This is a genomic window from Mesorhizobium sp. ZC-5 (genome assembly GCF_025753855.1).
In the GTDB taxonomy this organism is placed as follows: domain Bacteria; phylum Pseudomonadota; class Alphaproteobacteria; order Rhizobiales; family Rhizobiaceae; genus Neomesorhizobium.
The window spans coordinates 57,239-80,405 of sequence record NZ_JAOWPT010000005.1 but is presented as its reverse complement, the minus strand read 5'-3'; the positions used below and the strand labels follow the sequence as shown (position 1 = coordinate 80,405).

The window sequence follows — 23,167 nt, the reverse complement described above, 5'->3', positions numbered from 1 at the left end:
TCAGGCCCGCTTTACCAGTCTGATGAGCACCAAAAGGATGATCGCGCCAAGCGTGGCATGCACGATGGCAGCCAGGATGCCGCCGCCGAACGCGAGGCCGATACGCGGGAAGATCAGGCCGGCGATGAACGCACCGACGATGCCGACCACGATGTTGCCGAGCAGGCCGAACCCGAAGCCCTTGACGATCAGGCCGGCCAGCCAGCCGGCGATCGCGCCGATGATCAGGAATACAAGAAGACTTTCGACACCCATTTCATTTCTCCTCGATTGAAATACCGGAATCGTCGATGCGCATCTCGACCCCGGAAGGCTCGGATTCTTTCTGGTATACGTAGACACCCAGCGCGATGACGATCACGGCAAGCGCTCCGATGATGAGATAGAGAACGTTCTGGTTCATGCGTCTGTGTTTGCTCCTTCCGCCCGACGTAATCAGACCTGCGGCAATGTGTCGAGCCGGAGAGAGCAGCCGTCCACCGAAGCTTTCGCTCAGGCCGGCTTGAGGCCGGCAATGAAGCGCCGTGCGTTGGCGACATAGTGGGCGGCCGCCCCGCGCAGCCTGGCGATCGCGGCGTCATCGAGCTGCCGCACCGCCTTGGCCGGCGAGCCGACGATCAGCGAGCCGTCCGGGAATTCCTTGCCTTCGGTGACCAGCGCCCCTGCCCCGACCAGCGAGTTCCTGCCGATCCTGGCGCCGTTGAGCACGATCGCGCCCATGCCGATCAGGCTGTTGTCGCCGATCGTGCAGCCGTGCAGCATCGCCTTGTGGCCGATCGTGCAGCCGGTGCCGATCACCAGCGGAAAACCCGTATCGGTATGGATCACCGTGAGTTCCTGCACATTGCTGTCCTCGCCGATGCTGATCTCGTCGTTGTCGCCGCGGATCACCACGCCGAACCAGATGTTGGCATTGCGGCCGAGCCGCACGCGTCCGATCAGTGTCGCGTCCGGCGCGATCCAGTTGCTTGCCTGGTCGTCGAATTGCGGACTGATTCCGTCGAGTGCGTAGATCGGCATTGCTGCTCCCTGAAATTCGAGCGGCCCCGCCGCGTGCTCAGCCTAAAAGCCCGGCGAGGCAAAAGGCAAGTTCGAGGATCAGGATTCCGGCCGCACAAGCCCACAGGCAGGCGCCGCCGGTGCAGACGGCGAGCAGACTCAGGCCTATTCTCCCGATGCGCCATGCGGCGAGCGCCTCGTTAGCCAGCATCAGCGGACCCGCCAGCAAGGTGAAGCCCAGCGATCTCAGGACACGATCTGGAGATACAAAAGGCATGCCCAGCGAAACCGGCCGCTGGAAAAGCAGCTCCAGCGCCGAACCGGCCAGCCCGGCAAACGTCAATCCGGCCAGAAATGCGAACAGCGCAAGCTGCAGCCCATTCATGTTTACCGTCCATTTACCATAAGAAACGCACAGTCGGTCCGGCAGACAAGATGCAAGAGCCATGCCGCCGGCGACTGTGCCGTTGGGGTACAGCTGTCGGGCAAGGCGCAGGATTACAGGCATGAAGCAGGCGGAAATGCTCGGCGAACCTGAAGTGAAGGCAGTCGATTCGGCCTTCATGTTGCGTGCGTTTTATGTTTTCGCCATCCTCGCCGTGCTGTCGGTCGGCATCAGTATCGCCGGCAAGTGGCTCGGCCGCTCGATCGTGCTTGCCGGCCACACCGAGGACACCACGATCCACGAGGTGGTGATCGGAAACAATGTGCTGACGGTCCCGGCCAATGTCACCCGCTTCGAGCGCTCACGGCGCGACGGCATTGCCGAGCGCCTGGATCTCTATCTGCATTGGCCGACGATGACGGGTTATACCGCCGCCGCCCGCGACGACTTCAACCATGTCGGCGCCAGCAGGAAGATCATCTTTCTTTCGTTCGAAAGGCAGATGATGTCGCGCGACATGAGCGGCCGCTTCGATCCGATCTACCGTTCGCTGATCACCCAGCCTGGCGTTCCGGGCCAGGGCGGTATCACGCTTTACAATTTCACCGAAAAATCGGGCTATGTGAATGAGGTTCTGGCGGTGGCCGAGCGCGGCGGAGAAACGCCGTTCGTCGCCCGCTGCCTCTCGGGCGAAAGCGCCGAGCAGTCGCTGGCGCCCTGCGAGCGCGACATACTGATCGGCGACGATCTCAGCCTGTCCTACCGGTTCCCCAAGGAACTGCTGCTCGGCTGGCGTGCCCTCGACGCGGCGGTGCTGACGACCGCCGCGGGTTATCTCAAGACCGGCCGTTGATCCGGCCTACAGGTCGATGTCGAGGATCGCCATCGAGAAATTGTAGTCGCCGTCGTCCTCGTCCTTGTAGACGAGCCCAAGGAACTCGTCGCCGATATAGAGCTCGGCCGAATCTTCCTTGCGCGGTCGTGCCTTCACCTCCAGGCGGGGGTTCTGGAAAGTGCGTTTGAAAAACGCGTCGAGTTTTCTGATTTCTTCGGGTTTCAACTGCTCTCTCCGGGGTCTTGCCACTCTTCTGGATGAAGGCGCTTCTGGCACGTCAACGATGGCGATGTAAAGGCGACGGCTGCACGCGCTCCGCCGCCTCGCCAACCAAAAGCCACGATCTGCGGGGATCACAACGCCAGCAAAAATGGAGCCGTCATGACGATACTTCCGAGCGTCCCAGCGGCCCGCCGCTTTCGCCATGCGGTCACCGCCGCCGGTCTGCTCGTGCTTGCCGCCTGCGGGACCGCGAACCGTACCGGCGAAGGCGCGGCGCTGTCTGCGGGCCGCTACCTCACCGCGATCCGCACCGAAAACGGCCTACCCGCGCTTTCTTCCGACCCGGCGCTCGAAAAGGCCGCGCTGCAGCAGGCGGGATACATGGCGCAGACCGGCAAGATGGCGCACACGACGCGGCTCGGGCGCGATTTCGCCTCGCGGATCAAGTCCAACGGCATCGAGGGCGCCGCGGCCGAAAACATCGCTTCCGGCCAGAAGGATCTCGGCAGCCTGTTCACGGCCTGGAAGAATTCGGCCGGCCATCGCCGCAACATGCTCGACCCGCGCTTCAGCAGATATGGCCTGGCCTACGTGGCCGACGCCAACAGCGGCCGCCGCTACTGGGCGCTTGTGCTCGGGCGCTGATCGGAGCTTTGGAAGCGCTCTGCTCCTCAGATGTCGAAGCTGACGACGTGGTCCATTTGCCGCGACGTCAGCAGCTGATCCATCTGCCGCGACGGCTGTTCGTCGCAGTTCGTTTCGCCAACCACCCGCGCCGGCACGCCGGCCACAGTCTTGTTGTGCGGCACCGACGCCAGCACGACCGAACCGGCGGCGACCTTCGAGCAGTGGCCCACCTCGATGTTGCCGAGAATCTTGGCGCCGGCGCCGATCAGCACGCCGTAGCGGATTTTCGGATGCCGGTCGCCACCGGCCTTGCCGGTGCCGCCTAGCGTCACGCCGTGCAGGATCGAAACATTGTCCTCGATCACCGCGGTTTCGCCAACCACCAGGCCGGTAGCGTGGTCGATGAAGATGCCTTTGCCCATCCTGGACGCGGGGTTGATGTCGGTCTGGAACACCGAGGACGAGCGGCTTTGCAGGTAGAGCGCGAAATCCTTGCGTCCGCGGTTCCACAACCAGTGCGCCAGCCGATGCGTCTGGATGGCATGAAAACCCTTGAAATAGAGAACCGGCATCATGAAGCGGTCGCAAGCCGGATCGCGGTCGTAATAGGCCTGGATGTCGACGCGCACCGTGGTCGACCAGTCCGGATTGTCGCGCAGCATCTCCGTGAAGGTCTGGCGGATCAGGTCGGCGCTGAGGTCCTGGTGGTCGAGCCGCTCCGCGAGCCGATGGATGACGACGTCTTCCAGATTGTCATGGTTGAGGATGGTCGAATAGAGGAATGCCGACAGCAACGGATCCCGCGTCACGGCTTCTTCCGCTTCGGCGCGGATGGCCGCCCAGATCGGGTCGACCGGCTGCAATTTGCTGCGCGATGCGCTCATGGAATTCATGGGACCGTCTCCGTACCTTGCGGTCTGGCTGCTCGGGCGTGATACATACGCCAGAATATAGGGCGATTGAACTCAATTTTCCTTAAGTCGCCGTCAAACGGATTTGGTTCATGGAAATTCAGGCCGACAGAGAAAACAAACCCTTGCTGATCGGCCGTCACGGCAATGTCGCGACCATCACCATCAACCGCCCGTCACGCAAGAACGCCGTCAGCCACGCCATGTGGCGCGACCTCGCCGCCGAAGCAACCGCATTGGGCAGCGATCCGACGGTTCGCGTCATCGTGCTGCGTGGTGCCGGCCATGATTTCTGCGCCGGCGCCGACATTGCGGAGTTCGACGCCGTACGCCGGGACACCGCCACGGCGCGCGACTACGAAGCCGCCAACTCGGCCGCCTTCGCTGCTTTCCGCAATGCGCCAGTACCGGTCATTGCGGCGATCCGCGGCATCTGTTTCGGCGGCGGTTTCGGACTGGCCGCCGCCTGCGACCTGCGCATCGCCACCCCGGACGCACTGTTTTCGGTGCCGGCCGCAAAACTCGGCCTTGCCTATCCGCACGATGCCATGGCCGACATCGTTCATGCGGCGGGACCGCAGATGGCGAAATATCTCGCCTTCTCCGCCGCCCGCATCGATGCGAAGGCGGCACTCGCCGCCGGTTTTCTGCTGGAGACCATTGAGCCGGATGACTTCGAGACGCGGATTTCTGCACTCGCCGAGGAGATCGCCGCCAACGCGCCGCTGTCGAACCGGGCCTCGAAAGCCGCCATCCGCGCAGTGCTGTCCGGCAACCCGGCCGATATCTCCCACGCCAGGGCCATGGGCGACGAAACATTCGACAGCGCCGACTATGCCGAAGGACGCGCCGCCTTCGCCGCCCGCCGCAAGCCCGTTTTCGTAGGAAAGTAGAAAGAGCACCGGCTTCTTCAGGTCGATCGCCCGCGCGTCTACCGATCGAAAACCACGCGCCAAAAGCTTGTTTCGGCGCCGGTCACCCCGAAATCATTGTCGGTTGCCAGCAGCAGTTCTGTTCCGGAGAGGAGCGCCACGCCTTCGATATCGGGCGCGACATCGAGCGCCTTGTCGGTCGAAAAGAGCAGCTGCTTTTTCAAGGCGACAACTCCGAACCGGGACGCCGTCTCTGGTTCGATTTCTTCGAGCGCAGGCCGATGGGCCTCATCCATGAAATTTTGTGGAGTCTCGAACTCGCTGGAGAGCTTCACTTCATATAGTTTGGCGGTGCGCGAGATGCGCTCCAGAACGATCATCCGTTCGGCATCGATGGCGACCAGTTCGCATAGCTTGACGTCGCTTTGCTCGACGTCACCGCTTGCACTGTCACGTTCGAAACTGTGCGCCTTGTCCAGGGGATAGGCGTATTGCCCCAGAAACGCACCGCCGTTAACCGACAGCCGCCAGATCCGGCACCAGCGATTGGCCCGGAAGCCGTCAACGTCGGGATGAGCAAGGGCGCTCTGGAACACCACCAGAATTTCGCTTTCGTCCGGCGTCAAGGCAATTCCCTCGAAGCCGCGATTGAGACGGCGGTGGGCGGCGATCGGCGGCAGGCACGGCACCACGGTTGCCTTCGCGCCCGCGAGGGCGGATCGTAACGAGGCTGCGACCCAGCGTTCGCGAACGACACCGGCCTTGTCGACAACCAGGATCGACGGCGCGTATTCCTCGACGACGCGGAAGGAGCCGTCCGACAGCGCGACGAGGCCTTCGGGGTCCAGCCCGTCCGGATCCGGTGAAATTTCCCTGCCCGTCGGATCAAAGGTTCGCTCGCCGCCGGCATTCGCCAGCGGGTTCGGCCGACCCGTCGCCTTGTTGCCGTCGGGCAGTCGTAACGGCAGCACACGTGTCGCAGCGACACTGTTGCCACTGACCCGCAGTTCGACGATCGCCGGTCCGGAGTCGGGCTCAAGCTGTATTTTGGCGCCGTCGATCTCGATAAGATGGGCAAGTTCCGTCAGGCCCAGATGTTCGACGGCTTGATCGACAAGCAGGTTCGGTCCACGATCCGCGATCGCCCAGACTATCCCCGTTCGGTGGTGGGGATTACGGTGCAGGCCGGAGCCGACGCCGAGTGTAACTTTCACGGTGACGCCGTTCGGCAACGGAATTTCCGCTATCTCGACATCCGTCCAGGAAAGCCGTTCGACGCGCACGCGTTGATGCCCCATCTTCTTCATTGCAGAACGGCTCATGCCATGTCGATCACGGTTGGATCATCTCCCATCGGCCCGCAAAGACCAATATCGTTCGAAGAACTTGCCCCGACGCCTGGAAAGGCCGCACATAACCGGACCGAATGTCAACGAGGCTCCAGTGACGCTGATCGACAAGGCTACCAGGGCAAAGCTTTCCGCACTCTACCGCGCACCGGACCGCCATTATCACGGCCTCTCCCACATCGAGGCACTGCTGGCGCTTTGCGACCGCCACCGCGCCGCCCTGAAGGACGCCGAAGCAGTGGAAGCGGCGATCTGGTTCCATGACGCGATCTACGACAGCACAAGAAAAGACAACGAGCTGAAAAGCGCCGAGCTTGCAATCACACAGCTGTCCGGCAAGGTCGAGCCCGAGCGGCTTCATCGCATCGCAAACATGATCGAGGCGACCGCCACCCACCAGGTCCCGGATTTTGCCGACGAGGCCGCACGGCGGGACGCAGCGCTTTTCCTCGACATGGACCTATCGATCCTCGGCGCGCCCGCCGCCGAATTCGACGCCTACGAACAGGCCGTCCGGCTGGAATATGGCTGGGTCGAGGAGCAGGCCTGGCGCGCCGGGCGTGCTGCGGTGCTGAAGAAATTCCTCACCCGCCCGCACATCTTCCACACCGAAATTTTCCGCGGCAGCCTCGAACAGCAGGCGCGCGAAAACATCGCCCGGTCGATCGCAAGGCTGGCCTGAGCAAAGAACCGTTGTCTCATTTCGCTTAGCCCGCTGTGTGCAAAAGGTGCGACACTGAAATCATTGATTTTTCGCCGGATTTTTGGGATAATATTCTCAGTGCGTACGGACGCTCGCTTGAGGAGTTCGACAATCGCAACGCACCAGTCCTCACGGGCGTTTGAGCTACGCTCAAGTAGCCTGAGAGGAGTATCGTCATGGCAACCCTCAACAGCATGCAATCGGGCTTGATGGCGCATCGGCGCTGGGAGGACATCCTGTCGATGATCCTCGGCGCGGCGATCCTGATTTCCCCGATGTTCATGGAGCCCGCCCCCAGCCCAACGGTGATGACTGTCACCGCGCTCGCCGGTGCGGCGATTGTAGTGCTAGCCGGCGTGGAGCAGCTTGCACTGCGCCGCTGGGAAGAAATAATGGAACTTGCGCTGGGCGTCTGGGTGATGGTCGCCCCCGTCGCGCTGAACTATGGCGGCATGCTGCGCACCTGGCACTTCGTGCTCGGCGCCTGTGTGGCCGCGCTGGCCCTGCTGGAATTGTGGCAGGACCGGAACCGCGATTTCGCCCGTGAGAGCTGAAACACCGCCGCCGCCGGAGCCATTTCGGCGGCGGCTTCGCGCCGGACGTTACGCCGCTTCGCGATCGGTCAGAAAATCCAGGATCGCGCCGCAGAAGATGTCGTTCTTGTCGCCGGCAACCATGTGGCCGGCACCGCCAACGTCGACATAACTCGCCGACGGCGCCAGTTGCACGAATTCGCGCGCATAGGCCTCGTGCACCAGTTCCGACTGCATGCCGCGCACCAGAAGCACCGGCAGATGCAGCTTCGGCAGGCCCGCCATCAATTCTTCCATGAGTTCGCGCGCGCCGAGATTGATGTTGCGTTGGCTGGTCATGAAACCCGGGTCCCAGTGCCAGCGGTAGCGACCATCCTCGGAGTGCCTGAGGTTCTTGCGCAAACCGTCGAGCGAAGTCGGCCGCTTGCGGTGCGGCAGATAGCTGGCTATCGCCGCCGCCGCCTCTTCCAGCGTCGCGAAACCTTCTTCCATGCGCGCGCCCATGAAACCCTGCACCTTGGCGACGCCGTCCGGATCCATGCGCGGCGTAATGTCGACCAGCACCAGCGAATCGAGCAACGGCCCGTGCCGCACCTCGGCAGCCAGTGACGACAAGCCGCCCAGCGAGGCACCGACGGCGGACGGCGCGGTGTGGAATTTTTCGGCGGTCTGGCGCACGACGGCCGCCACGTCCTCGGCGAAATCGGCAAACGTGTAATTGCCGCTTTTCACCCATTCGCTCTCGCCATGGCCGCGCTGGTCTACGGTGATTGCCCGCATGCCCGCAGCAGCCACGCGTCTGGCCGTCGCGTCCCAGGCGCGGCGCGTCTGGCCGCCGCCATGGAAAAACAGCACCGGGTGGCCGCGCCCGTCCCAGATGTCGGCGGCAAGCCGGTTGCCTTCGGCACCGGTGAATTCGATCGCGTGTGGTTCGCTCAAGCCGCTCTCCGCGCCCTCGTTATTATTATATTTATTTAGCAATTCGCGGACTTGGGCAAGACCGACCTTCGACGCCAGGGCAAGGACGGCGGCAAGCCCCGCCCCCGCCCCCGCCGCACCCTCGCCTCAAAGCGGGTGTTTCTTCAGGAACTCCAGCGCCTTCTGCTTGAAGGCCTTGTCGCCGACCGCAAGCATGTGGTCGCGGCCTTCGATCCAGAAACTTTCGGCGTTCGGCATCAGGCCCGCCAGTTCTTCCGGCGAACCGCCGATATCGTCCTTCGTGCCGACCGCGATCAGCGCCGGCTGCGTGATACGCGCGACTTCGTCCTCGCTCAGAAGTTCGCGCGAGGTGGCGATGCAGGCGGCCAGCGCCTGTCGGTCGCTCTTGGTCTGGTCGGCGAAAGCGCGGAAGGTTTTTCCGCGCTCATGCGTGACTGCGGCGGCGTCCTCGGCTAGCAGCGCGTCGGCTATCGGGTCCCAGTCGCCGACCCCGTCGACCATGCCGACGCCCAGTCCGCCGAAAATCACCGTCGCCACCTTTGCCGGCTCTTGCAGCGCCAGGAATGCCGCGATGCGCGCGCCCATCGAATAGCCCATCACATGCGCCCGCTCGATGCCGAGATGGTCGAGCAGCGCTGCGGCATCGCTCGCCATCTTCTGCGGCGTATAATCGGCCGGGTCGTAGCTCTTCGACGATTGCCCGTGGCCGCGATTGTCGAAGGCGATGGCCCGGTAGCCGGCGTCGTTCAGAGTCTTGAACCAGCCCGGCGACACCCAGTTGACGAAATGGCTGGACGCGAAGCCATGAATCAGAAGCACCGGATCGCCCTTGCCCTTGTCGAGGAAAGCCAGTTCGAAACCGTCATGGGTGAAAAATTGCATCATATCCGCCTGCGCTGTCCGGCGCTTCAGCCAGCCGAACCGGTGACCTTGTCGATCGCCGGATGGCGAATGCGGGCGCCATTTTCGATACCGGCCTTTTCGGCAATTCCGGCTTTCAGTTCAAGCACGAAACGGGTTGGGTCCGGCGACCCGACCACCGCCTCCGACATCGGCTCACCGCGTCCGACAAAATTGACGACGCCGTCCTGGCCGATGAAAATCAGGTCGAGCGCCAGCGGCGTGTTCTTCATCCAGAACGCCTGCCTCTGCGTCGCCTGGAAAACGAACAGCATGCCGTGGCCGTCGTCCATCGTCTCGCGGAACATCAGCCCCCGCTCGCGTTCCGCCGCCGTGTCGGCGACCTCGATCGTGAAGGATTTTTTGCCAGCCCTGGTCTCGACGACGAGCGGCGCCGGATCGACCGGCAGCAGCATGGGCGCGTTTTGGCCAGCCGCCGGGGTCTGCAGGTTGAGATAGAGGAATACCGCGACAAACGCCGCAGTGACCGCGCCGGCAGCCAGCCAGATTCTTGGTGACATCAGTTCGCCCCGTCGCCCGACGTCGCACCGCTAATGCGCGACCGGCAGGGTGCCTATGTCGGGATGGATTTCGGCAGCCATGAGGCCCTTGTCGCCACGGCCGAAACGCACCAGCACGACCTGTCCGGGGCGAAGCTCGGTAACGCCGTAACGCCGGAGCGTTTCCATATGCACGAAAATGTCTTCAGTGCCCTCGCCGCGGGTCAGGAAGCCAAACCCCTTGGTGCGGTTGAACCACTTCACCAGCGCCCGCTCCAGCCCGCTGTCGGGCGTCACCGCGACATGGGTGCGCTGGTCCTGCATTTCGGCGGGATGCACGGCGGTGGAATTGTCCATCGAGATCACACGGAAGGCCTGCATGCCGCGCTCGCCCTGCTTGACGAGGCAGACGACGCGCGAACCTTCAAGTGCGGTCTGGAAACCGTCACGGCGCAGGCAGGTCACATGGAGGAGGACATCGCCCATGCCGCCGACATCCGGCAGGATGAAGCCGTAGCCCTTGGCGACGTCGAACCATTTGATGGCGCCGGATATCTCGACCAGGCCAGCCTGTTCGCCAGCTTCGTCCCGGGTTGACGCGTCGTCCCTCAACGCATCATGCCCCATGAAAGAGGCCTTGTCCCCCATCCGAACGCACCCTTTCCTCGAAACGCCGCAACTGATTCTTGTTGGTTGAGAATAACACTTGGCATTCCCGTGAGTGCAAGAGCCGCAGTCAACTTTTCAACATTCACCCACGAAATACTGCGAATAGTCTTGCTTAAGCAGAATGGCGGACAGGCGGTTGCCGCAACCGGCCTCACCGCCCTATGTTCCGGCGAACCGTTGAATCAGAAGGAACGAAGATGCGCTATCTGCACACCATGGTCCGTGTCGCCGACATCGACAAGTCGCTGGATTTCTACGTCAACAAGCTGGGACTGAAGGAAGTCCGCCGCTACGAGAACGAGGCGGGGCGCTTCACCTTGATCTTTCTCGCTGCTCCCGAAGACGAACACAACGGCATCACCGAGAAGGCGCCGCTGGTCGAGCTCACCTACAATTGGGACCCGGAAGACTACAAGGGCGGCCGCAATTTCGGCCACCTCGCCTACGAGGTCGACGACATTTACGAAACCTGCCAGCGGCTGATGGACAGCGGCGTCACCATCAACCGGCCGCCGCGCGACGGCAACATGGCCTTCATCAAGTCGCCGGACGGCATCTCCATCGAGCTTCTGCAGAAAGGCCCGGCCAAGGAGAAAGCCGAGCCGTGGGCCTCGATGGGAAACACCGGCAACTGGTAGGTCCGGCAAAGTCCACTCCCCATCGCTTCGGGTGGTGTTTGCGCGCCTTTGCCGGCGTGCTAACACCGCTGCGATAGCATCCTTGGGGAACCCGCCATGAAAGACGTGCTGCACGAACTCGAGCGCCGCCGCGAAACCGCCCGCATGGGCGGCGGCCAGCCCCGCATCGACGCCCAGCACAGGAAAGGCAAGCTCACCGCCCGCGAGCGCATCGAAATCTTCCTCGACGAGGGCTCCTTCGAGGAATTCGATATGTATGTCGAACACCGCTCCACGGATTTCGGCATGGAGAGGACGAAGATCGCCGGCGACGGTGTCGTCACCGGTTGGGGCACCGTCAACGGCCGCACCGTCTTCCTGTTCGCCAAGGATTTCACCGTGTTCGGCGGATCGCTGTCCGAAGCGCATGCCGAAAAAGTGGTGAAGGTGCAGGAAATGGCGTTGCGCAACCGCGCGCCGATCATCGGCATCTACGATGCCGGCGGCGCCCGCATCCAGGAAGGTGTGGCCGCGCTCGGCGGCTATGCCGAGATTTTCCAGCGCAACGTGCTCGCCTCGGGTGTCATCCCGCAGATTTCGGTGATCATGGGGCCCTGCGCCGGCGGCGACGTCTATTCGCCGGCGATGACCGACTTCATCTTCATGGTGCGCGACACGTCCTACATGTTCGTCACCGGGCCGGATGTGGTGAAGACCGTCACCAATGAGACGGTGACCGCCGAGCAGCTTGGCGGCGCTTCCGTGCACACGACGAAATCCTCCATCGCCGACGGCGCCTACGACAACGATGTCGAGGCGCTGCTGCAGATGCGCCGCCTGATCGATCTCCTGCCGCAGTCAAACACCGGCGAACTGCCGGAGATCGAGAACTACCAGAGCGTCGACGAGCACGACATGTCGCTCGACCGGCTGATCCCGGACAACGCCAACAAGCCTTACGACATCAAGGAACTGATCCTGAAGACCTGCGACGAGGCGGATTTCTTCGAGATCCAGGCCTCGTTCGCCAAGAACATCGTCACCGGCTTCGGCCGCGTCGATGGCCGCACCGTCGGTTTCGTCGCCAACCAGCCGATGGTGCTGGCGGGCGTCCTGGACTCGGATGCAAGCCGCAAAGCGGCGCGCTTCGTCCGCTTCTGCGATTGTTTCAACATCCCGATCGTCACCTTCGTCGACGTGCCGGGCTTCCTGCCCGGCACCGCCCAGGAATATGGCGGCCTGATCAAGCACGGCGCAAAACTGCTCTTCGCTTATGCCGAAGCGACAGTGCCGAAGATCACCGTCATCACGCGAAAGGCCTATGGCGGCGCCTACGACGTCATGGCCTCGAAGCACCTGCGCGGCGACATGAACTATGCCTGGCCGACCGCGCAGATCGCGGTCATGGGCGCCAAGGGCGCGGTGGAGATCATCTATCGCAAGGATATCGGCGACAAGGACAAGATCGCCGCCCACACCAAGGCCTATGAAGACCGCTTCCTGTCGCCCTTCGTCGCCGCCGAGCGTGGTTATGTCGACGAGGTGATCATGCCGCACTCGACCCGCCGCCGCATCGCCCGGTCATTGCGCATGCTGCGCAACAAGGATCTGCATAACCCCTGGAAGAAGCACGACAATATTCCGCTGTGAGGCGCCCGTCGCCTGCAGAATCATACGGTCGGCGTGTTGGCGCCCACGGCTGCGGCGAAAACTCTGGAAATATTCTGGGAGCCGCGCCTCGCGGGATGGATTTCATCCTTATGCCAGTCACCGACGCGCATAGCAGGTCTCAAGTCGACATAGACGACCTGCGCGGTACTTTGAGCGAAGGATTGCAGCGCCGTGTTGAACATGCCCACCATGTGCGCCACCACCGCTTTGCACAGCAGCTCGTGCTGGACGGGATCGAAGCCCAGCTCAGCGAGCGGCCTGCCAAGATACTTTTGGTCCTTCAGTGGAATGGCGTTGGCGTAGCCATGGACGTAGAGCACGGTCCTCCTGTCGGTGGCGTCACGCACATCGGCGGCTAGCGTGCGGTAGAGCCCAATCATCTGGCCGATCTTCTGGGAAAAGGTCGGCTTGACATAGTCCGGCGCATGGGCGGGGTCGGTATCGCCCGGCCGGCGCCGCTTCACATAGGTAGGGATCGAACCGAGTACGTCGTTGCCGCCACCCGAAAACAGGAAATGCCGGAACTGACCGGAGCGCAGCGGCTGCCGATACTGTTTCGCCGCCACCATCGCCTCCAACTCGTCGCCCCACATGGCAATAGAGCGAACATCGAAATCGGCGGCGAGGAAATCGAGCGATGTCGGCGGATACCATAACGGCAGGTTGAACCAGGAATCGCCCTCGGCCAGCAGTTTCAACCGCGCCCGCGCCGATGACGGCGCACGCCGCGCTTCGGCGACACGCTTGCGCCGTGCCTTGAGGTCGGGGGCCGGCGTCGCGGCCAGGGTCGCCTCGGCATAGAGCTTCGCGATCGTTCTGGGGCTGGGCCTAGCGCGTCCGAGTTCCACCAGCTCCGTATTGAGCTTCAGCGCCGGCGCGAAAGGCTTGCTGTTTTCATCGTCGGGTTGGAAGTAGTCGCGCAGCTCCTGTTCGCTGAGCGAGGCGGCCTTGCAACGCTTGCGCAGCTCGGCAAACCTGATCGGCGGACTTTGCGGTTTCCTGGTTGCCATCCCTCATCCCACCCACTGCGCGACAAACTTCGCGGTGTCCTGGTGCATGAGATAGCCGTAGAGATCGTGCGGGTTGGAGACCAGGTTGCCTTTCTTGGCATCGGCATAATGCCAGCAATTGTGGATCTTCTTGTCTGAAATCTCTCGGCAGTACTTCTTCGAGCGCATCTTCGAGAACGCGATCCGCATCCGTTCGGCATGCGCGATGTAGTCGTCTTCCGCGTAGACGTTGACCCAGTCGAGGAACTGGTTGCGCGGGTATTTTTCCTCCTCCAGCGCCACGGCATCGAGCAGGTTGCGCTGCACGCCGAGCTCACCGAGCGGACAACCCATCGTCAGCCACAACCGGACCTTGTTGGCGGCGTCGCGCATGTGCTGGTACTCGCTGCGGAACGAATATTTCCAGAAGACGTCGTAGGCGACCATGCAGCCGAGGCTGTGGGTGATCAGGCAGATATCGTCGCCGCCAAGCAGCGAGGGTTCGAGCACCGTCTGCAGGCGCGCCCGAATTTGCGAGCCGACGACCTGCGATGTCAGGTAGGCCGTCAGATCGGATTTTATAGTGTCGATGACCAGCGTATTCAGCAGGCCGAATGTCAGAAGGCCGCCGAACAGGCTCGCGGCATCCGCGGCCTCGTCCAGGAATCGCCAGTCGTCGGCGATTTCGAGCACGCGCCGGTACGCCGCCAGGTTGAAGGTTCCGATCGCATCCGTCTTGGCGAATGCATCCTTGAGTTCGGCGATCGGGAAGCACGGCTTGAAGGCATACGCCGCGTCGTTGGTTGCGGTCAGCAGCGCCCTGGTCTTGGCGCTGAAGCCGGCTTCGATCTCGTTGTTGATGTCGCCGTAGTAGGCGGATGAGAGTTTGATGCCGCCTTGCCGCACCTTGTCGGCCGCCGGGTTCTTCCCGGCCCGCTCCAGCCCGCGGATGACCGCCTTTTTCGCCAGTGCGGTCAACTCGGAACCAGCCGGCTTGATATCCCGGCCATGAACGATGATCAGATGTTTGGCGGGCATCTCCCCCTCGCCGCAAGCGCGCGATCTTAGCACGGCACAACCGGCCGACATACCGTTTTCGCGGGCGTGCGATCGCTGCGTCGGCCAGATTCCCGATCAAATTTTTTCGCAAGGCCCGGTGCGGCCTTGCCCGGGTCGCGTGCAACGCTAGAATTCGTGTGTGGGGTTGGGCGCATTCCTGACAGGAGGCGACCATGAAGTATCAGACCTTAGAACAGCTGCAGAAAGTTGCGGAGGTTCACGCCGGACAAGCGCAACCCGCCGCCATGACGCGAAGCGAACGTCTCCAGCGCTGGGCGGACCTGCTGGATCAGAATCCCGACCGTCAGCTCGGGACATTTGCCGGCACCGAATACCAGCCTGCCGGAACACGCCAGACGATGCGCAGCGCCGGCTCGGCGATTACCGTGGCCTTCGACGATGCCGCCTTTCGGGCGGAAGGACTGGAAAACGATACCTACGGCGAAGCGAAACGCTTCTTCGACCTGACCGACTGGCAATTGCACGACATCGTTTGCTATTGCCATTTCGGTGAAACGATGCGGGCCCACGCTGCCGCCCGCCGCGTTCGCGCGGCAGTGAACGGCCAGTTCAATCTGTTTAGCCGGTTGCGCGACGCCATCCTCGGCTGATGCATGTCGCCCGAAAGTGTCCTCGGTTTCGGGATAACGACATGCATCAAATCAAGGAATCTAAGGCACGGCCGCCGAATCCTATTCGGCGCGACGTGCTTTAGGCGCGAGAAGAACCAAGCTTGGCGACCCGCTTCAGCGGGCCGCCATCATTGTGCTTGCGCTCCCACGGAACCTACTTTCTTGCGATCGATTATCCAGGAACCCCTCACGCCTCCTGGAGCAGCGTATGCTGGACAGTCCGAAAGCCATCGCAAAAATCCTGCCCCTGCCCGAAACGTCGGCAAGGCGCGCATCGCTCGTCCACACCAGCGACGAAGAACCGGGCATCCGCCGCAAGGGAGGAGCGCGGCGCTTTTATTACATCGCGCCCAACGGCAAGAAACTTGGCGAGGGCGAAACGCTCGCCCGCATCCGCAGCCTAGCGATCCCGCCGGCCTGGACCGACGTCTGGATCTCACCCGAGCCGGACGGCCACCTCCAGGCAACCGGCCGCGACCAGCGCGGCCGCAAGCAATACCGTTATCATCCACGCTGGTCGGCCTGCCGCGACGACGTCAAATATTCGAGCCTGGTCGCCTTCGCCGAAGCCCTGCCCCTGCTGCGCAGCCGCATCGATGCCGACCTGCGCCGGCATGGGCTGCCGCGCGAGCGCGTCGTGGCCTCGATCGTCTGGCTGCTCGACAACACAATGATCCGCGTCGGCAACGCCGCCTATGCGCGCGACAACAAGAGTTTCGGCCTCACCACGCTGCGCGATCGCCATGTCGAGGTCACCGGCTCCACGCTGCGCTTCGCCTTCAAGGGCAAGTCCGGCAAGGAATGGCAGCTGAAACTCACCGACCGGCGCATCGCCAAGGTGGTTCGCGGCGCGCAGGATATTCCCGGCCAGCATCTCTTCCAGTATCTCGACGGTGACGGCGCGCGCCGTGCGATCCGCTCGCAGGACGTCAACGACTATATTCGCGACGCGACCGGCGCCGACTTCTCGTCAAAGCACTTTCGCACCTGGGGCGGCACCATCAATGCTGCGATGCTTTTCTCCGAGGAGCCTCCACCCGAAAGCAATGCGGCGGCAAAACGCGCCATGAACCGCATCATCGACCAGGTGGCGCACCGTCTCGGCAACACCCGCGCCGTCTGCCGCAAATGTTACATCCACCCGCGTGTCATGGAGTCCTGGGCAGCGGGAAGGCTCGCGGATGAGATGAAAGCCGCGCGACGTGCGTTCCGCAAGCCGGTCGAAGGCCTCGACGAGGAAGAAACGCTCGTCCTGAAATGGCTGCAAGGCAAGTGAAGGTCAGCGGACCGCGGTTGCAACCCGGCGCTTGGCTTCGTCGATCAGCATGTTCGCCACCTGCATGCGCTGGATGGCGCGCTCCTTGAGATGCGGCGCCACCCGATCCGGGTGATTGCGGAAGGCGAAATCGCGGCGCACCCGCCCGAAATCACGCGCCGCCTTCAGTTTCTCGAGGCCGAGTTCGCGCGCGATCGCATCCGGCTCGATGGCCGGAAGCTCTTCGACCAGCGGCAGGTCGGCGGCGGCGAGCAACGCATCAAAGGCGGTCTCGGGTGCGGCGATGTCGCGATATTCGGCGGCGGCAGCCTCGTTCGCCACCTTGATGCGGCCCGAATGCAGTTCATCGGCGACGGACAGATAATCGAACGGGATGGTCGGACGTTTTTCCAACCCATGCTCGGCCTCGGGCGCCTGGAAAAGGTCGTCGAGCAGAGAAGCGAAATCGCCCTTGGTGTTCTTGCCCATCAATGCTCGCCTGGAATTCGCCTCACCGATGCCTCACCCTAGACGCGCCACGTTAAAAATCGTTGCGGGAGATGCCAAGCAATTTACGCGATTTCATCTTTGCCGGCATTCTGACAACAGACACCGTCATAAAAAACCGGGCTACACCGTGGGTGCAGCCCGTAATTCCGCCAGGATGGCGAGGAAAACCGGCATGGCCGGCAATAGTGCTACGAAAAACCGCTCGGGAAAGTTTCATCGGCCGCGCATTTTTCTGCTGCACGCCGACGCACATGGCAGCCATGCGGATGCTGCACTGCACAATTTCTCCGGAATCGCCTATCTGTGTGGCGGGAGGACCCACAGGAGCCTGAACATGGGGTTCTTTACAGAATTGTTCGTTCGCCCGCGCCCGCGCGAACAGGCGCGCTACAGTGCGGCTCTTGCTCTGCTCAATGCGATGAGCAATGCCGACCGCGCCGACATCGGCATCAGGCCGGCCGATTTCCCGCGCATCGCCCGTGAGATGGCACTGCGCTAATGCATGTCGCCCGAAAGTGTCCTCGGTTTCGGGATAACGACATGCATCAAATCAAGGAATCTAAAGCGCGGCCGCCGAATCCTATTCGGCGCGACATGCTTTAGTCACCTGCAAAACGATAACGGCCGGTGATCTCGAATTCGAAAAGCCGGTCCTCGATCCTGGCGCCGGCGCCGATGTTGTGGATCATCATCGGCGTTGCACCGTCGCTGCCCACGCGTGACGACAACAGTCCGATATGGGCCTGGTTTCCCGGCAGCTTCTGGGAAACCACATCGCCAGGTTGGTAGTCGTCCTGTCCGTTGGTCGCCGGCAATTCCGCCCCCTGCCGCCTGAAGAAGGCCTGCAGGTTCGGCACGCGCCGATGGTCGATGTTCCTGTCTGGACCCGCCAGGCCCCAGTCGCGCGGGTAAGCAGTGAAATTCCGCTTCATGTCTTCGTGGACCAGTTTTTGCAGGTCGATGCCGAGGCCGTCGCGATAGGCCCGCACGATGACGTCGGTGCAGACGCCGCGATCACGCGGCACGTCGCCGCCCGGATAGTCGAGCCGCACATAGGCGGGATCATAAAGAAGCGTTTCGCCAATTTGTTTCTCTGCTGCAGAAAGCAGCTTGTTCACCCACGGCTCAAAAGCGGCAGCCGCCGTACGCGGACGGAACAGACTGGCGCCAAACGCCGCCGTTCCCATCAGAAAAGTCCGCCTGTCGATCATGCGGCGAAATCCGCCAGACCATCGTGGCGGATTTGCGTCTCGATCGACGAGGCACTGCAAGTGCCGCCAGCCCGCCGCAATCGGTGCTAAACTCGGACAATCGACCGGAGATTCGCGATGAAACAGCTTCGCCTTGCCGTTGCGGCTTTCGCTTTGTCCTTGGCGCCGTTTGCCGCAGCGCAGGACGCGCCGCAAGATCCGCCCTATCTCGACAACCGTTCCGACGCCGCCGAACTGGTGCGCTCCCTCTACAACGCCATCAGCCGCCGGGAATATGCCCGGGCCTGGGACTATTTCGGCGAGCAAAAGCCGGCAAAGGATTTCCTGATGTTCTCCGACGGTTATGCCGACACGGCGCGCGTCGAAGTGGAGACCGGCAGCGTTTCTTCGGAGGGTGCTGCCGGCAGCATCTATTATTCTGTCCCGGTCGCCATCAAGGCGTTCGACGATGACGGCAACGCGGCAACTTATGCGGGCTGCTATACGGCGCGGCTTGCCAGTCCTCAGCTCCAGGAATCGCCCTTCGTGCCGCTGCACCTCGAAAAAGGCACACTGAAGCCGGTCGAGGGCGAGCTTTCCGCTGTCCTGCCGGCAAGTTGCGGCGACGGCCCGCCTCCACCGCAAAAGGACAGCATTCTGGAAAATGTGAAGAAGCGGTTCGCGGCCGACTATTCCGAAACCTGCCAGACACTCGATTCGGGCGAGCCGGGTGCCGCCGATCCGACCGAAACCACCATCGGCTTCAATTACAAGCACGATGGCGCAACCGACGATCAGCGGGAGGCGCGGCTGTTCCGGTTCTCCTGCAACATGGCCGCCTACAATTCGAGGGAAGTCTATTACCTTGCCGACGATTCCGGCGAATTGCGGCAATTGCAATTCGCAACGCCGGAACTCGATATCCGTTACGAAAACGACGATTCTGAAGGCAAACTCGAATCGATCAGCATCATCGGCTACCGGGCAACCGACCAGCTTGTGAACTCGGGTTATTCGCCCGAGACGAAGGTGATCGAATCCTTCGACAAATGGCGCGGCGTCGGCGATGCCTCGACGATCGGCCGCTGGATGTTCCGGGACGGTCAATTCACGCTGGTGAAATACGACGTCGACGCCACTTACGACGGCGAGATCAACCCTGAATCGGTTGTCGACTACGAAACGCCGCCCTGAGAACGAAAGCTTTCGCAAACCAGGAGAAACGCATGCTCTACAAAGGCAGTTGTCATTGCGGCAACATCGCATTCGAGGTCGAAGGCAGGATCGAGGCGGCGGTAGTCTGCAACGCAAGGGTGCGCTCTTGTGGGCGGTACCGCGCGCTGATCTTCGCCTGCTCACATCCGACGAGGGCGTCGGCCGCTACACCTTCAACAACCACGTGATCGAGCACCGGTTCTGCCGGACATGCGGCAGCAACCCGTATGCGGAGGATGTGGCGACGGACGGTGAACGGTCGGCCTATGTGAATATACGCTGCCTCGAAGGCATCGACATCGCCGCGATTCCCACGATCGAATTCGACGGCCGCTCGATGTGATGCCCGCGCTTCGGCGTTACTTCGACAGCATCCAGTTCAGCGTATCGCGCCAGTCGGTCATGCGGATCGGCGTACCGTGGGTGCCGCTTTCGAACCGGACGAAGCGCGCGGGATAAGCTGAGGATTTTGCTCGGATTTCGCGGTAGAAGGCTTCCTGCTTTTCCGCCGGAAAGACCGTGTCCTTGCTGCCGTGGCCGAAGAACACCGGTACCTTGCGCTTGAACGCGGCGCTGCCGAAAAAGCTGTCATCCCAATGCGAGCCGAGCAGCAGCAGCCCGCCGAGCTTGCCGGCGATCTCGCTGCTTTTGGCCAGTTCCCAGCACAGCCCTCCGCCCATCGAGCCGCAGGCGACGAACACCGGCGCACCGGGCGATTTTTCCGCGTAATGTGAAATCAGCGCGCCGACTTCGGCGGCGCCCTTCGCGCCGAAGTCCGAAAAATCCGGTGACAGGTACAGTCCGCTATTGTTGGCGGCGAGGTTCTTCACCCGGTTGAAATTGCCGCCGAAGGTGAAGTCGTCGACGCCCTGTTTGCGGCTGCCGCCCTGCCCGTGCAGGTAGATGACGATCAGGCTGGCACCGTCTGTCTGGCCCACGGCAAGGTGGCGGATGTCCCCGGCTGCTGTTTTCAGCATCAGGTCCTGCTGCCGCCGCCGTACGCCCAGCGACACATATTTTGCCTGTACCCGCCGTTCCGGAACCTCGTCGCGTTTGTTGATGTCGCGCTGCTCCTGGTAGTCGACAACCGTGAACGCGCCATCGTCTTCCGTCGACAGGATGCCCGGATAGGCGAAGAGATTGTCTTTCTGCGATTGCAGCTTCAGGGCGTGGGCAACCTCTGCACTAGAGGCGAGGCCGAACAACACGACGGCAAGACAAGTTAATCTCTTACCTACGCTTTCCTTCGCAACGGCCATTTCGACGCTCAATCCTGCAGCACGCCGCCGGCGATGCGCAGCGCTTCCGGTGTATCGACATCGACGCCGGCGCCGGCGCCGATCTCGACGTCGATCACCGCCAGCCCTTCCTGCTCGACGATATGCCGGGCGCCGGTGTCGCCTTCAAGCATCGCCACCGCCGGGAACACCGAGCGGGGCAGGAGGACGGGATTGCCCCGCTTGCCATTATGGGTAGCACGCACCACGGAGGTACCGCCGGCGGCATTGAACGCCGCGATCAGCCGGTCGAGATCGGCCGACGAAACGTCCGGCATGTCGCCGAGGATGATCAGCGCGCCGGCGGCATTTTGCGGCACTGCCGCGACACCTGCCTTCAGCGAACTCGCCAGGCCGGTCCGGTAAGCCTGGTTGTCGAGCACCGTCACGTCGAGACCGAATAGTGCTGCGCGCACCCGGTCGGCCTGATGGCCGGCGACCACGACGATGCCTGCGGCATTGCTGGAAGTAGCGCGCTCCACCGTGCGGCGGATCAGCGGCTGACCGCCGAACAGCGCCAGGAGCTTATTGGGGCCGCCCATGCGGCTCGACTGGCCGGCGCCAAGCACCACGGCGTGAACCGAGGGTTTTGCCGCAGGACGCATCGCCTCGCGTGGTTGCGGTCGCGACGGTATTTCCATCAGCAGCCCGCCGACACCCATGCCCGCGATATCGGCGCCGGAGACATCGATACCGGCGACGAGCCGGTCGAGCACCCAGTCGAAGCCGTTTTCCTTCGGACTGCGCGCGCATCCCGGCGCACCCAGAACGGGCTTGCCGGACAGGTCGCCGACCACGATCAGGTTGCCGGGATCGACCGGCATCCCGGCCCTAAGCACCTTACCGCCCGCAGCACCGATGGCCGCGGGAATGACGTCGCCCGGATCGCTCATCGCGGATGCGCCGAACACCACCACCAAGTCGCTGTCGGGGGCCAGCGCACGGATCGCCGCCGCCACCGGCGCCGCCTCGTGCGGCGTGCGCTGCTCGCCGATGATGCGGCTTCCCGAACGCTGCAGCCGCGCTTCGGTGATACGCACCGTCTTGTCCAGCACGCTGTCCTTGATGCCGGGCAGCACCGTCTGCACCATGCCGATCTTCATCGCCTTGTAGGGGTGCACGGCAAAAGCCTCGCGACCCCGGCACAATCCGGCAACCTGCTCCACGACGCGCGCCGGTACGGCAAATGGAATGATCTTCACCGTCGCCACCATCTGGTCGGTTTCGACCGCGGCATGCTGCGCCACGGTTGCGATGGTGATTGCCGGGTCGACGGCGTTGATCGCGTCGATCAGCGCCTTGTCCACCGTGAACACGCCGGCTGCCGGCGCATGCAGATTGACGCGGCCGGTGGCGGCCGGTTTGGCTTCGATGTTCCTGAAGGACAGCCCTTCGACTATCATCTCGGCGGCACGATCCTCGGAAACGTCGTCCGCCGCCAATACCGCCGCGATCACCTCTTTGATGCCTGCCGCCCGCAGCACGCCGATATCCGCGGCGGTGAGCACATGCGCCTTCCTGAAGCGGCGCTCACCCGTCGAAACGGCATGGGCGAGGATGGCGCCCTCGGCTTCTTCCAGCACGACCGGCCCGAACTTCACGCCGCTTCGCCTTTCGCGTTGCGCTCGCTTCCGCGCGACCGCAGTGCCAGGATCACTTGCGCCAGCACAGCCACCGCGATCTCGGCCGGGCTCGCGGCGCCGATGTTCAGGCCAATCGGCGCGTGGATGCGCTCGATCGCTTCCGTCGTCGCGCCAAGCGCCAGCAGCCGCTCGACGCGCTTGGCATGGGTCTTCCGGCTGCCCAGCGCGCCGACATAGAAACAGCCGGCGTCGAGTGCGGCCTTCAGCGCGAAATCGTCGATCTTCGGATCGTGCGTCACCGCCGCGAGCGCCGTATAGCCGTCGAGCGGCTGCCGTTTCAGCACGTCTTCCGGCCACTCCGCAGAGAGCGCCACGTCGGGAAACCGGTCACCGGTGGCAAATGCCGTGCGCGGGTCGATGATCTCCATGTCGTAGCCGGCGATCCTGGCCATCGGCGCCAGCGCCTGGCTGATGTGCACGGCGCCGACCACCACCAGCCGAGGCCGCGGCACGTGCACATTGAGGAAGAAATTCCTTCCATCTGCCTCGACCGACCCAGAACTGCCCGACCGGAATGCCTTGGCAATCACCTCGCCCAGCGCGCCGGCAACGGCATCGCCTTCCTTCACCACGCGGTCGCGGCCATCGGCCAGGTCCGTCACTAGGATCGCCGCGCGGCGGGCCCGGCGCTCGGCGTTCAGTGTTTTGAGTGCATAGGGATCCAT

29 protein-coding genes and 1 pseudogene are annotated in these 23,167 nt (G+C 63.0%); 12 read left to right on the top strand and 18 right to left on the bottom strand.

Going from position 1 to position 23,167, the window contains the following annotated elements; genetic code table 11:
- The 4 genes from OHD58_RS15460 to OHD58_RS15445 all read right to left on the bottom strand — a co-directional run bounded on the left by OHD58_RS15460 (position 1) and on the right by OHD58_RS15445 (position 1,564).
- Positions 1 to 255, bottom strand: a complete 255-nt coding sequence (locus OHD58_RS15460; RefSeq protein ID WP_263804313.1) for a GlsB/YeaQ/YmgE family stress response membrane protein — start codon at positions 253 to 255, stop codon at positions 1 to 3.
- A 1-nt stretch (position 256) separates the two neighbouring features.
- The gene (locus tag OHD58_RS15455; RefSeq protein WP_263804312.1) at positions 257 to 403 is read right to left on the bottom strand and encodes a hypothetical protein; all 147 of its coding nucleotides are present in this window, start codon (positions 401 to 403) and stop codon (positions 257 to 259) included.
- Between the two features lie 89 nt (positions 404 to 492).
- Complete coding sequence (locus OHD58_RS15450) at positions 493 to 1,020, bottom strand: gamma carbonic anhydrase family protein (RefSeq protein WP_263804311.1); 528 nt, start codon at positions 1,018 to 1,020, stop codon at positions 493 to 495.
- A gap of 37 nt (positions 1,021 to 1,057) precedes the next feature.
- A complete protein-coding gene (locus OHD58_RS15445; RefSeq protein WP_263804310.1) occupies positions 1,058 to 1,564 on the bottom strand; it encodes a DUF6949 family protein in 507 nt (168 codons plus the stop codon).
- Here OHD58_RS15445 and OHD58_RS15440 point away from each other — a divergent pair.
- Positions 1,506 to 2,237 (top strand): hypothetical protein, encoded by a 732-nt coding sequence (locus tag OHD58_RS15440; RefSeq protein WP_263804309.1) that lies wholly within the window; start codon positions 1,506 to 1,508, stop codon positions 2,235 to 2,237. The two genes, OHD58_RS15445 and OHD58_RS15440, sit on opposite strands and share 59 nt — an antisense overlap.
- Positions 2,238 to 2,243: 6 nt before the next feature.
- On the opposite strand, the gene OHD58_RS15435 is transcribed toward OHD58_RS15440, so the two are convergent.
- Positions 2,244 to 2,444 carry a DUF3126 family protein gene (locus OHD58_RS15435; protein WP_263804308.1) on the bottom strand — a complete coding sequence of 67 codons (201 nt, stop codon included), beginning with the start codon at positions 2,442 to 2,444 and terminating at the stop codon, positions 2,244 to 2,246.
- Positions 2,445 to 2,600: 156 nt separating this feature from the next.
- Between OHD58_RS15435 and OHD58_RS15430 the strand changes: the two genes are divergently transcribed.
- Positions 2,601 to 3,086 (top strand): CAP domain-containing protein, encoded by a 486-nt coding sequence (locus OHD58_RS15430; protein WP_263804307.1) that lies wholly within the window; start codon positions 2,601 to 2,603, stop codon positions 3,084 to 3,086.
- Positions 3,087 to 3,112: 26 nt separating this feature from the next.
- On the opposite strand, the gene cysE is transcribed toward OHD58_RS15430, so the two are convergent.
- On the bottom strand, positions 3,113 to 3,961 hold the full coding sequence (gene cysE / locus OHD58_RS15425) for a serine O-acetyltransferase (protein ID WP_263804306.1): 849 nt from the start codon (positions 3,959 to 3,961) through the stop codon (positions 3,113 to 3,115).
- A gap of 110 nt (positions 3,962 to 4,071) precedes the next feature.
- Here cysE and OHD58_RS15420 point away from each other — a divergent pair, with 110 nt between their 5' ends.
- Positions 4,072 to 4,872, top strand: a complete 801-nt coding sequence (locus tag OHD58_RS15420) for an enoyl-CoA hydratase-related protein (protein ID WP_263804305.1) — start codon at positions 4,072 to 4,074, stop codon at positions 4,870 to 4,872.
- Between the two features lie 38 nt (positions 4,873 to 4,910).
- Here the strand turns inward: OHD58_RS15420 and OHD58_RS15415 are convergent, their stop codons facing one another.
- Entirely contained in the window at positions 4,911 to 6,173 is a 1,263-nt protein-coding gene (locus OHD58_RS15415) for an esterase-like activity of phytase family protein (RefSeq protein ID WP_263804304.1), read from the bottom strand.
- A gap of 121 nt (positions 6,174 to 6,294) precedes the next feature.
- Between OHD58_RS15415 and OHD58_RS15410 the strand changes: the two genes are divergently transcribed.
- Positions 6,295 to 6,882: a hypothetical protein gene (locus OHD58_RS15410; RefSeq protein WP_263804303.1), complete on the top strand. Its 588-nt coding sequence runs from the start codon at positions 6,295 to 6,297 to the stop codon at positions 6,880 to 6,882.
- A 197-nt stretch (positions 6,883 to 7,079) separates the two neighbouring features.
- Positions 7,080 to 7,457 (top strand): hypothetical protein, encoded by a 378-nt coding sequence (locus OHD58_RS15405; RefSeq protein WP_263804302.1) that lies wholly within the window; start codon positions 7,080 to 7,082, stop codon positions 7,455 to 7,457.
- Between the two features lie 48 nt (positions 7,458 to 7,505).
- Here the strand turns inward: OHD58_RS15405 and OHD58_RS15400 are convergent, their stop codons facing one another.
- The 4 genes from OHD58_RS15400 to OHD58_RS15385 form a co-directional block, all read right to left on the bottom strand.
- Entirely contained in the window at positions 7,506 to 8,375 is an 870-nt protein-coding gene (locus OHD58_RS15400; protein WP_263804301.1) for an alpha/beta fold hydrolase, read from the bottom strand.
- A gap of 126 nt (positions 8,376 to 8,501) precedes the next feature.
- Complete coding sequence (locus tag OHD58_RS15395) at positions 8,502 to 9,257, bottom strand: alpha/beta fold hydrolase (protein ID WP_263804300.1); 756 nt, start codon at positions 9,255 to 9,257, stop codon at positions 8,502 to 8,504.
- Between the two features lie 26 nt (positions 9,258 to 9,283).
- Complete coding sequence (locus OHD58_RS15390; RefSeq protein ID WP_263804299.1) at positions 9,284 to 9,796, bottom strand: DUF192 domain-containing protein; 513 nt, start codon at positions 9,794 to 9,796, stop codon at positions 9,284 to 9,286.
- Positions 9,797 to 9,826: 30 nt separating this feature from the next.
- Positions 9,827 to 10,402 (bottom strand): cold-shock protein, encoded by a 576-nt coding sequence (locus tag OHD58_RS15385; protein WP_318528260.1) that lies wholly within the window; start codon positions 10,400 to 10,402, stop codon positions 9,827 to 9,829.
- Positions 10,403 to 10,641: 239 nt separating this feature from the next.
- Between OHD58_RS15385 and gloA the strand changes: the two genes are divergently transcribed.
- Entirely contained in the window at positions 10,642 to 11,082 is a 441-nt protein-coding gene (gene gloA, locus OHD58_RS15380; RefSeq protein WP_263804297.1) for a lactoylglutathione lyase, read from the top strand.
- A gap of 96 nt (positions 11,083 to 11,178) precedes the next feature.
- Complete coding sequence (locus OHD58_RS15375) at positions 11,179 to 12,711, top strand: acyl-CoA carboxylase subunit beta (RefSeq protein WP_263804296.1); 1,533 nt, start codon at positions 11,179 to 11,181, stop codon at positions 12,709 to 12,711.
- 20 nt (positions 12,712 to 12,731) lie between these two features.
- Here OHD58_RS15375 and OHD58_RS15370 read toward each other — a convergent pair whose 3' ends face one another.
- On the bottom strand, positions 12,732 to 13,742 hold the full coding sequence (locus OHD58_RS15370; protein WP_263804295.1) for a hypothetical protein: 1,011 nt from the start codon (positions 13,740 to 13,742) through the stop codon (positions 12,732 to 12,734).
- Between the two features lie 3 nt (positions 13,743 to 13,745).
- A complete protein-coding gene (locus OHD58_RS15365) occupies positions 13,746 to 14,759 on the bottom strand; it encodes a hypothetical protein (RefSeq protein ID WP_263804294.1) in 1,014 nt (337 codons plus the stop codon).
- Positions 14,760 to 14,953: 194 nt separating this feature from the next.
- Between OHD58_RS15365 and OHD58_RS15360 the strand changes: the two genes are divergently transcribed.
- Together OHD58_RS15360 and OHD58_RS15355 are read left to right on the top strand one after the other, a co-directional pair.
- Positions 14,954 to 15,391: a hypothetical protein gene (locus tag OHD58_RS15360; protein WP_263804293.1), complete on the top strand. Its 438-nt coding sequence runs from the start codon at positions 14,954 to 14,956 to the stop codon at positions 15,389 to 15,391.
- A gap of 229 nt (positions 15,392 to 15,620) precedes the next feature.
- Positions 15,621 to 16,688, top strand: coding sequence for a DNA topoisomerase IB (locus OHD58_RS15355; protein ID WP_263804292.1), 1,068 nt, complete (start codon positions 15,621 to 15,623; stop codon positions 16,686 to 16,688).
- Positions 16,689 to 16,691: 3 nt separating this feature from the next.
- Here OHD58_RS15355 and OHD58_RS15350 read toward each other — a convergent pair whose 3' ends face one another.
- The gene (locus OHD58_RS15350) at positions 16,692 to 17,156 is read right to left on the bottom strand and encodes a hypothetical protein (RefSeq protein ID WP_263804291.1); all 465 of its coding nucleotides are present in this window, start codon (positions 17,154 to 17,156) and stop codon (positions 16,692 to 16,694) included.
- Here OHD58_RS15350 and OHD58_RS15345 point away from each other — a divergent pair.
- Entirely contained in the window at positions 17,143 to 17,676 is a 534-nt protein-coding gene (locus tag OHD58_RS15345; protein ID WP_263804290.1) for a hypothetical protein, read from the top strand. The two genes, OHD58_RS15350 and OHD58_RS15345, sit on opposite strands and share 14 nt — an antisense overlap.
- Before the next feature lie 100 nt (positions 17,677 to 17,776).
- On the opposite strand, the gene OHD58_RS15340 is transcribed toward OHD58_RS15345, so the two are convergent.
- Positions 17,777 to 18,388, bottom strand: a complete 612-nt coding sequence (locus OHD58_RS15340) for a DUF1287 domain-containing protein (protein WP_263804289.1) — start codon at positions 18,386 to 18,388, stop codon at positions 17,777 to 17,779.
- A gap of 117 nt (positions 18,389 to 18,505) precedes the next feature.
- On the opposite strand from OHD58_RS15340, the gene OHD58_RS15335 reads away from it, so the two are divergent.
- Both OHD58_RS15335 and OHD58_RS15330 read left to right on the top strand, forming a co-directional pair.
- Positions 18,506 to 19,561: a DUF1176 domain-containing protein gene (locus OHD58_RS15335; protein ID WP_263804288.1), complete on the top strand. Its 1,056-nt coding sequence runs from the start codon at positions 18,506 to 18,508 to the stop codon at positions 19,559 to 19,561.
- A 32-nt stretch (positions 19,562 to 19,593) separates the two neighbouring features.
- A pseudogene (locus OHD58_RS15330) lies at positions 19,594 to 19,925 on the top strand (GFA family protein).
- 16 nt (positions 19,926 to 19,941) lie between these two features.
- Here the strand turns inward: OHD58_RS15330 and OHD58_RS15325 are convergent.
- Genes OHD58_RS15325 through OHD58_RS15315 form a run of 3 tightly spaced genes read right to left on the bottom strand, consistent with a single transcriptional unit; the run spans position 19,942 to position 23,167 of the window.
- On the bottom strand, positions 19,942 to 20,841 hold the full coding sequence (locus tag OHD58_RS15325) for an alpha/beta hydrolase (RefSeq protein WP_263804287.1): 900 nt from the start codon (positions 20,839 to 20,841) through the stop codon (positions 19,942 to 19,944).
- 8 nt (positions 20,842 to 20,849) lie between these two features.
- Positions 20,850 to 22,460 (bottom strand): molybdopterin-binding/glycosyltransferase family 2 protein, encoded by a 1,611-nt coding sequence (locus tag OHD58_RS15320; RefSeq protein WP_263804286.1) that lies wholly within the window; start codon positions 22,458 to 22,460, stop codon positions 20,850 to 20,852.
- Positions 22,457 to 23,167, bottom strand: a complete 711-nt coding sequence (locus OHD58_RS15315; RefSeq protein WP_263804285.1) for an XdhC family protein — start codon at positions 23,165 to 23,167, stop codon at positions 22,457 to 22,459. The genes OHD58_RS15320 and OHD58_RS15315 overlap by 4 nt, the downstream gene beginning before the upstream one ends.

What these genes read in the sequence shown, in the direction of transcription:
- OHD58_RS15405 (WP_263804302.1), top strand. Translation starts at nt 7,080, where the DNA reads ATGGCAACCCTCAACAGCATGCAATCGGGCTTGATGGCGCATCGGCGC.
- OHD58_RS15430 (WP_263804307.1), top strand. Translation starts at nt 2,601, where the DNA reads ATGACGATACTTCCGAGCGTCCCAGCGGCCCGCCGCTTTCGCCATGCG.
- OHD58_RS15390 (WP_263804299.1), bottom strand. Translation starts at nt 9,796, where the DNA reads ATGTCACCAAGAATCTGGCTGGCTGCCGGCGCGGTCACTGCGGCGTTT.
- OHD58_RS15395 (WP_263804300.1), bottom strand. Translation starts at nt 9,257, where the DNA reads ATGCAATTTTTCACCCATGACGGTTTCGAACTGGCTTTCCTCGACAAG.
- OHD58_RS15460 (WP_263804313.1), bottom strand. Translation starts at nt 255, where the DNA reads ATGGGTGTCGAAAGTCTTCTTGTATTCCTGATCATCGGCGCGATCGCC.
- OHD58_RS15360 (WP_263804293.1), top strand. Translation starts at nt 14,954, where the DNA reads ATGAAGTATCAGACCTTAGAACAGCTGCAGAAAGTTGCGGAGGTTCAC.
- cysE (WP_263804306.1), bottom strand. Translation starts at nt 3,961, where the DNA reads ATGAATTCCATGAGCGCATCGCGCAGCAAATTGCAGCCGGTCGACCCG.
- OHD58_RS15440 (WP_263804309.1), top strand. Translation starts at nt 1,506, where the DNA reads ATGAAGCAGGCGGAAATGCTCGGCGAACCTGAAGTGAAGGCAGTCGAT.
- OHD58_RS15370 (WP_263804295.1), bottom strand. Translation starts at nt 13,742, where the DNA reads ATGGCAACCAGGAAACCGCAAAGTCCGCCGATCAGGTTTGCCGAGCTG.
- OHD58_RS15335 (WP_263804288.1), top strand. Translation starts at nt 18,506, where the DNA reads ATGAAACAGCTTCGCCTTGCCGTTGCGGCTTTCGCTTTGTCCTTGGCG.
- OHD58_RS15340 (WP_263804289.1), bottom strand. Translation starts at nt 18,388, where the DNA reads ATGATCGACAGGCGGACTTTTCTGATGGGAACGGCGGCGTTTGGCGCC.
- OHD58_RS15445 (WP_263804310.1), bottom strand. Translation starts at nt 1,564, where the DNA reads ATGAAGGCCGAATCGACTGCCTTCACTTCAGGTTCGCCGAGCATTTCC.
- OHD58_RS15385 (WP_318528260.1), bottom strand. Translation starts at nt 10,402, where the DNA reads ATGGGGCATGATGCGTTGAGGGACGACGCGTCAACCCGGGACGAAGCT.
- OHD58_RS15325 (WP_263804287.1), bottom strand. Translation starts at nt 20,841, where the DNA reads ATGGCCGTTGCGAAGGAAAGCGTAGGTAAGAGATTAACTTGTCTTGCC.
- OHD58_RS15415 (WP_263804304.1), bottom strand. Translation starts at nt 6,173, where the DNA reads ATGAGCCGTTCTGCAATGAAGAAGATGGGGCATCAACGCGTGCGCGTC.
- OHD58_RS15450 (WP_263804311.1), bottom strand. Translation starts at nt 1,020, where the DNA reads ATGCCGATCTACGCACTCGACGGAATCAGTCCGCAATTCGACGACCAG.
- OHD58_RS15315 (WP_263804285.1), bottom strand. Translation starts at nt 23,167, where the DNA reads ATGGATCCCTATGCACTCAAAACACTGAACGCCGAGCGCCGGGCCCGC.
- gloA (WP_263804297.1), top strand. Translation starts at nt 10,642, where the DNA reads ATGCGCTATCTGCACACCATGGTCCGTGTCGCCGACATCGACAAGTCG.
- OHD58_RS15420 (WP_263804305.1), top strand. Translation starts at nt 4,072, where the DNA reads ATGGAAATTCAGGCCGACAGAGAAAACAAACCCTTGCTGATCGGCCGT.
- OHD58_RS15375 (WP_263804296.1), top strand. Translation starts at nt 11,179, where the DNA reads ATGAAAGACGTGCTGCACGAACTCGAGCGCCGCCGCGAAACCGCCCGC.
- OHD58_RS15355 (WP_263804292.1), top strand. Translation starts at nt 15,621, where the DNA reads ATGCTGGACAGTCCGAAAGCCATCGCAAAAATCCTGCCCCTGCCCGAA.
- OHD58_RS15350 (WP_263804291.1), bottom strand. Translation starts at nt 17,156, where the DNA reads ATGGGCAAGAACACCAAGGGCGATTTCGCTTCTCTGCTCGACGACCTT.
- OHD58_RS15365 (WP_263804294.1), bottom strand. Translation starts at nt 14,759, where the DNA reads ATGCCCGCCAAACATCTGATCATCGTTCATGGCCGGGATATCAAGCCG.
- OHD58_RS15455 (WP_263804312.1), bottom strand. Translation starts at nt 403, where the DNA reads ATGAACCAGAACGTTCTCTATCTCATCATCGGAGCGCTTGCCGTGATC.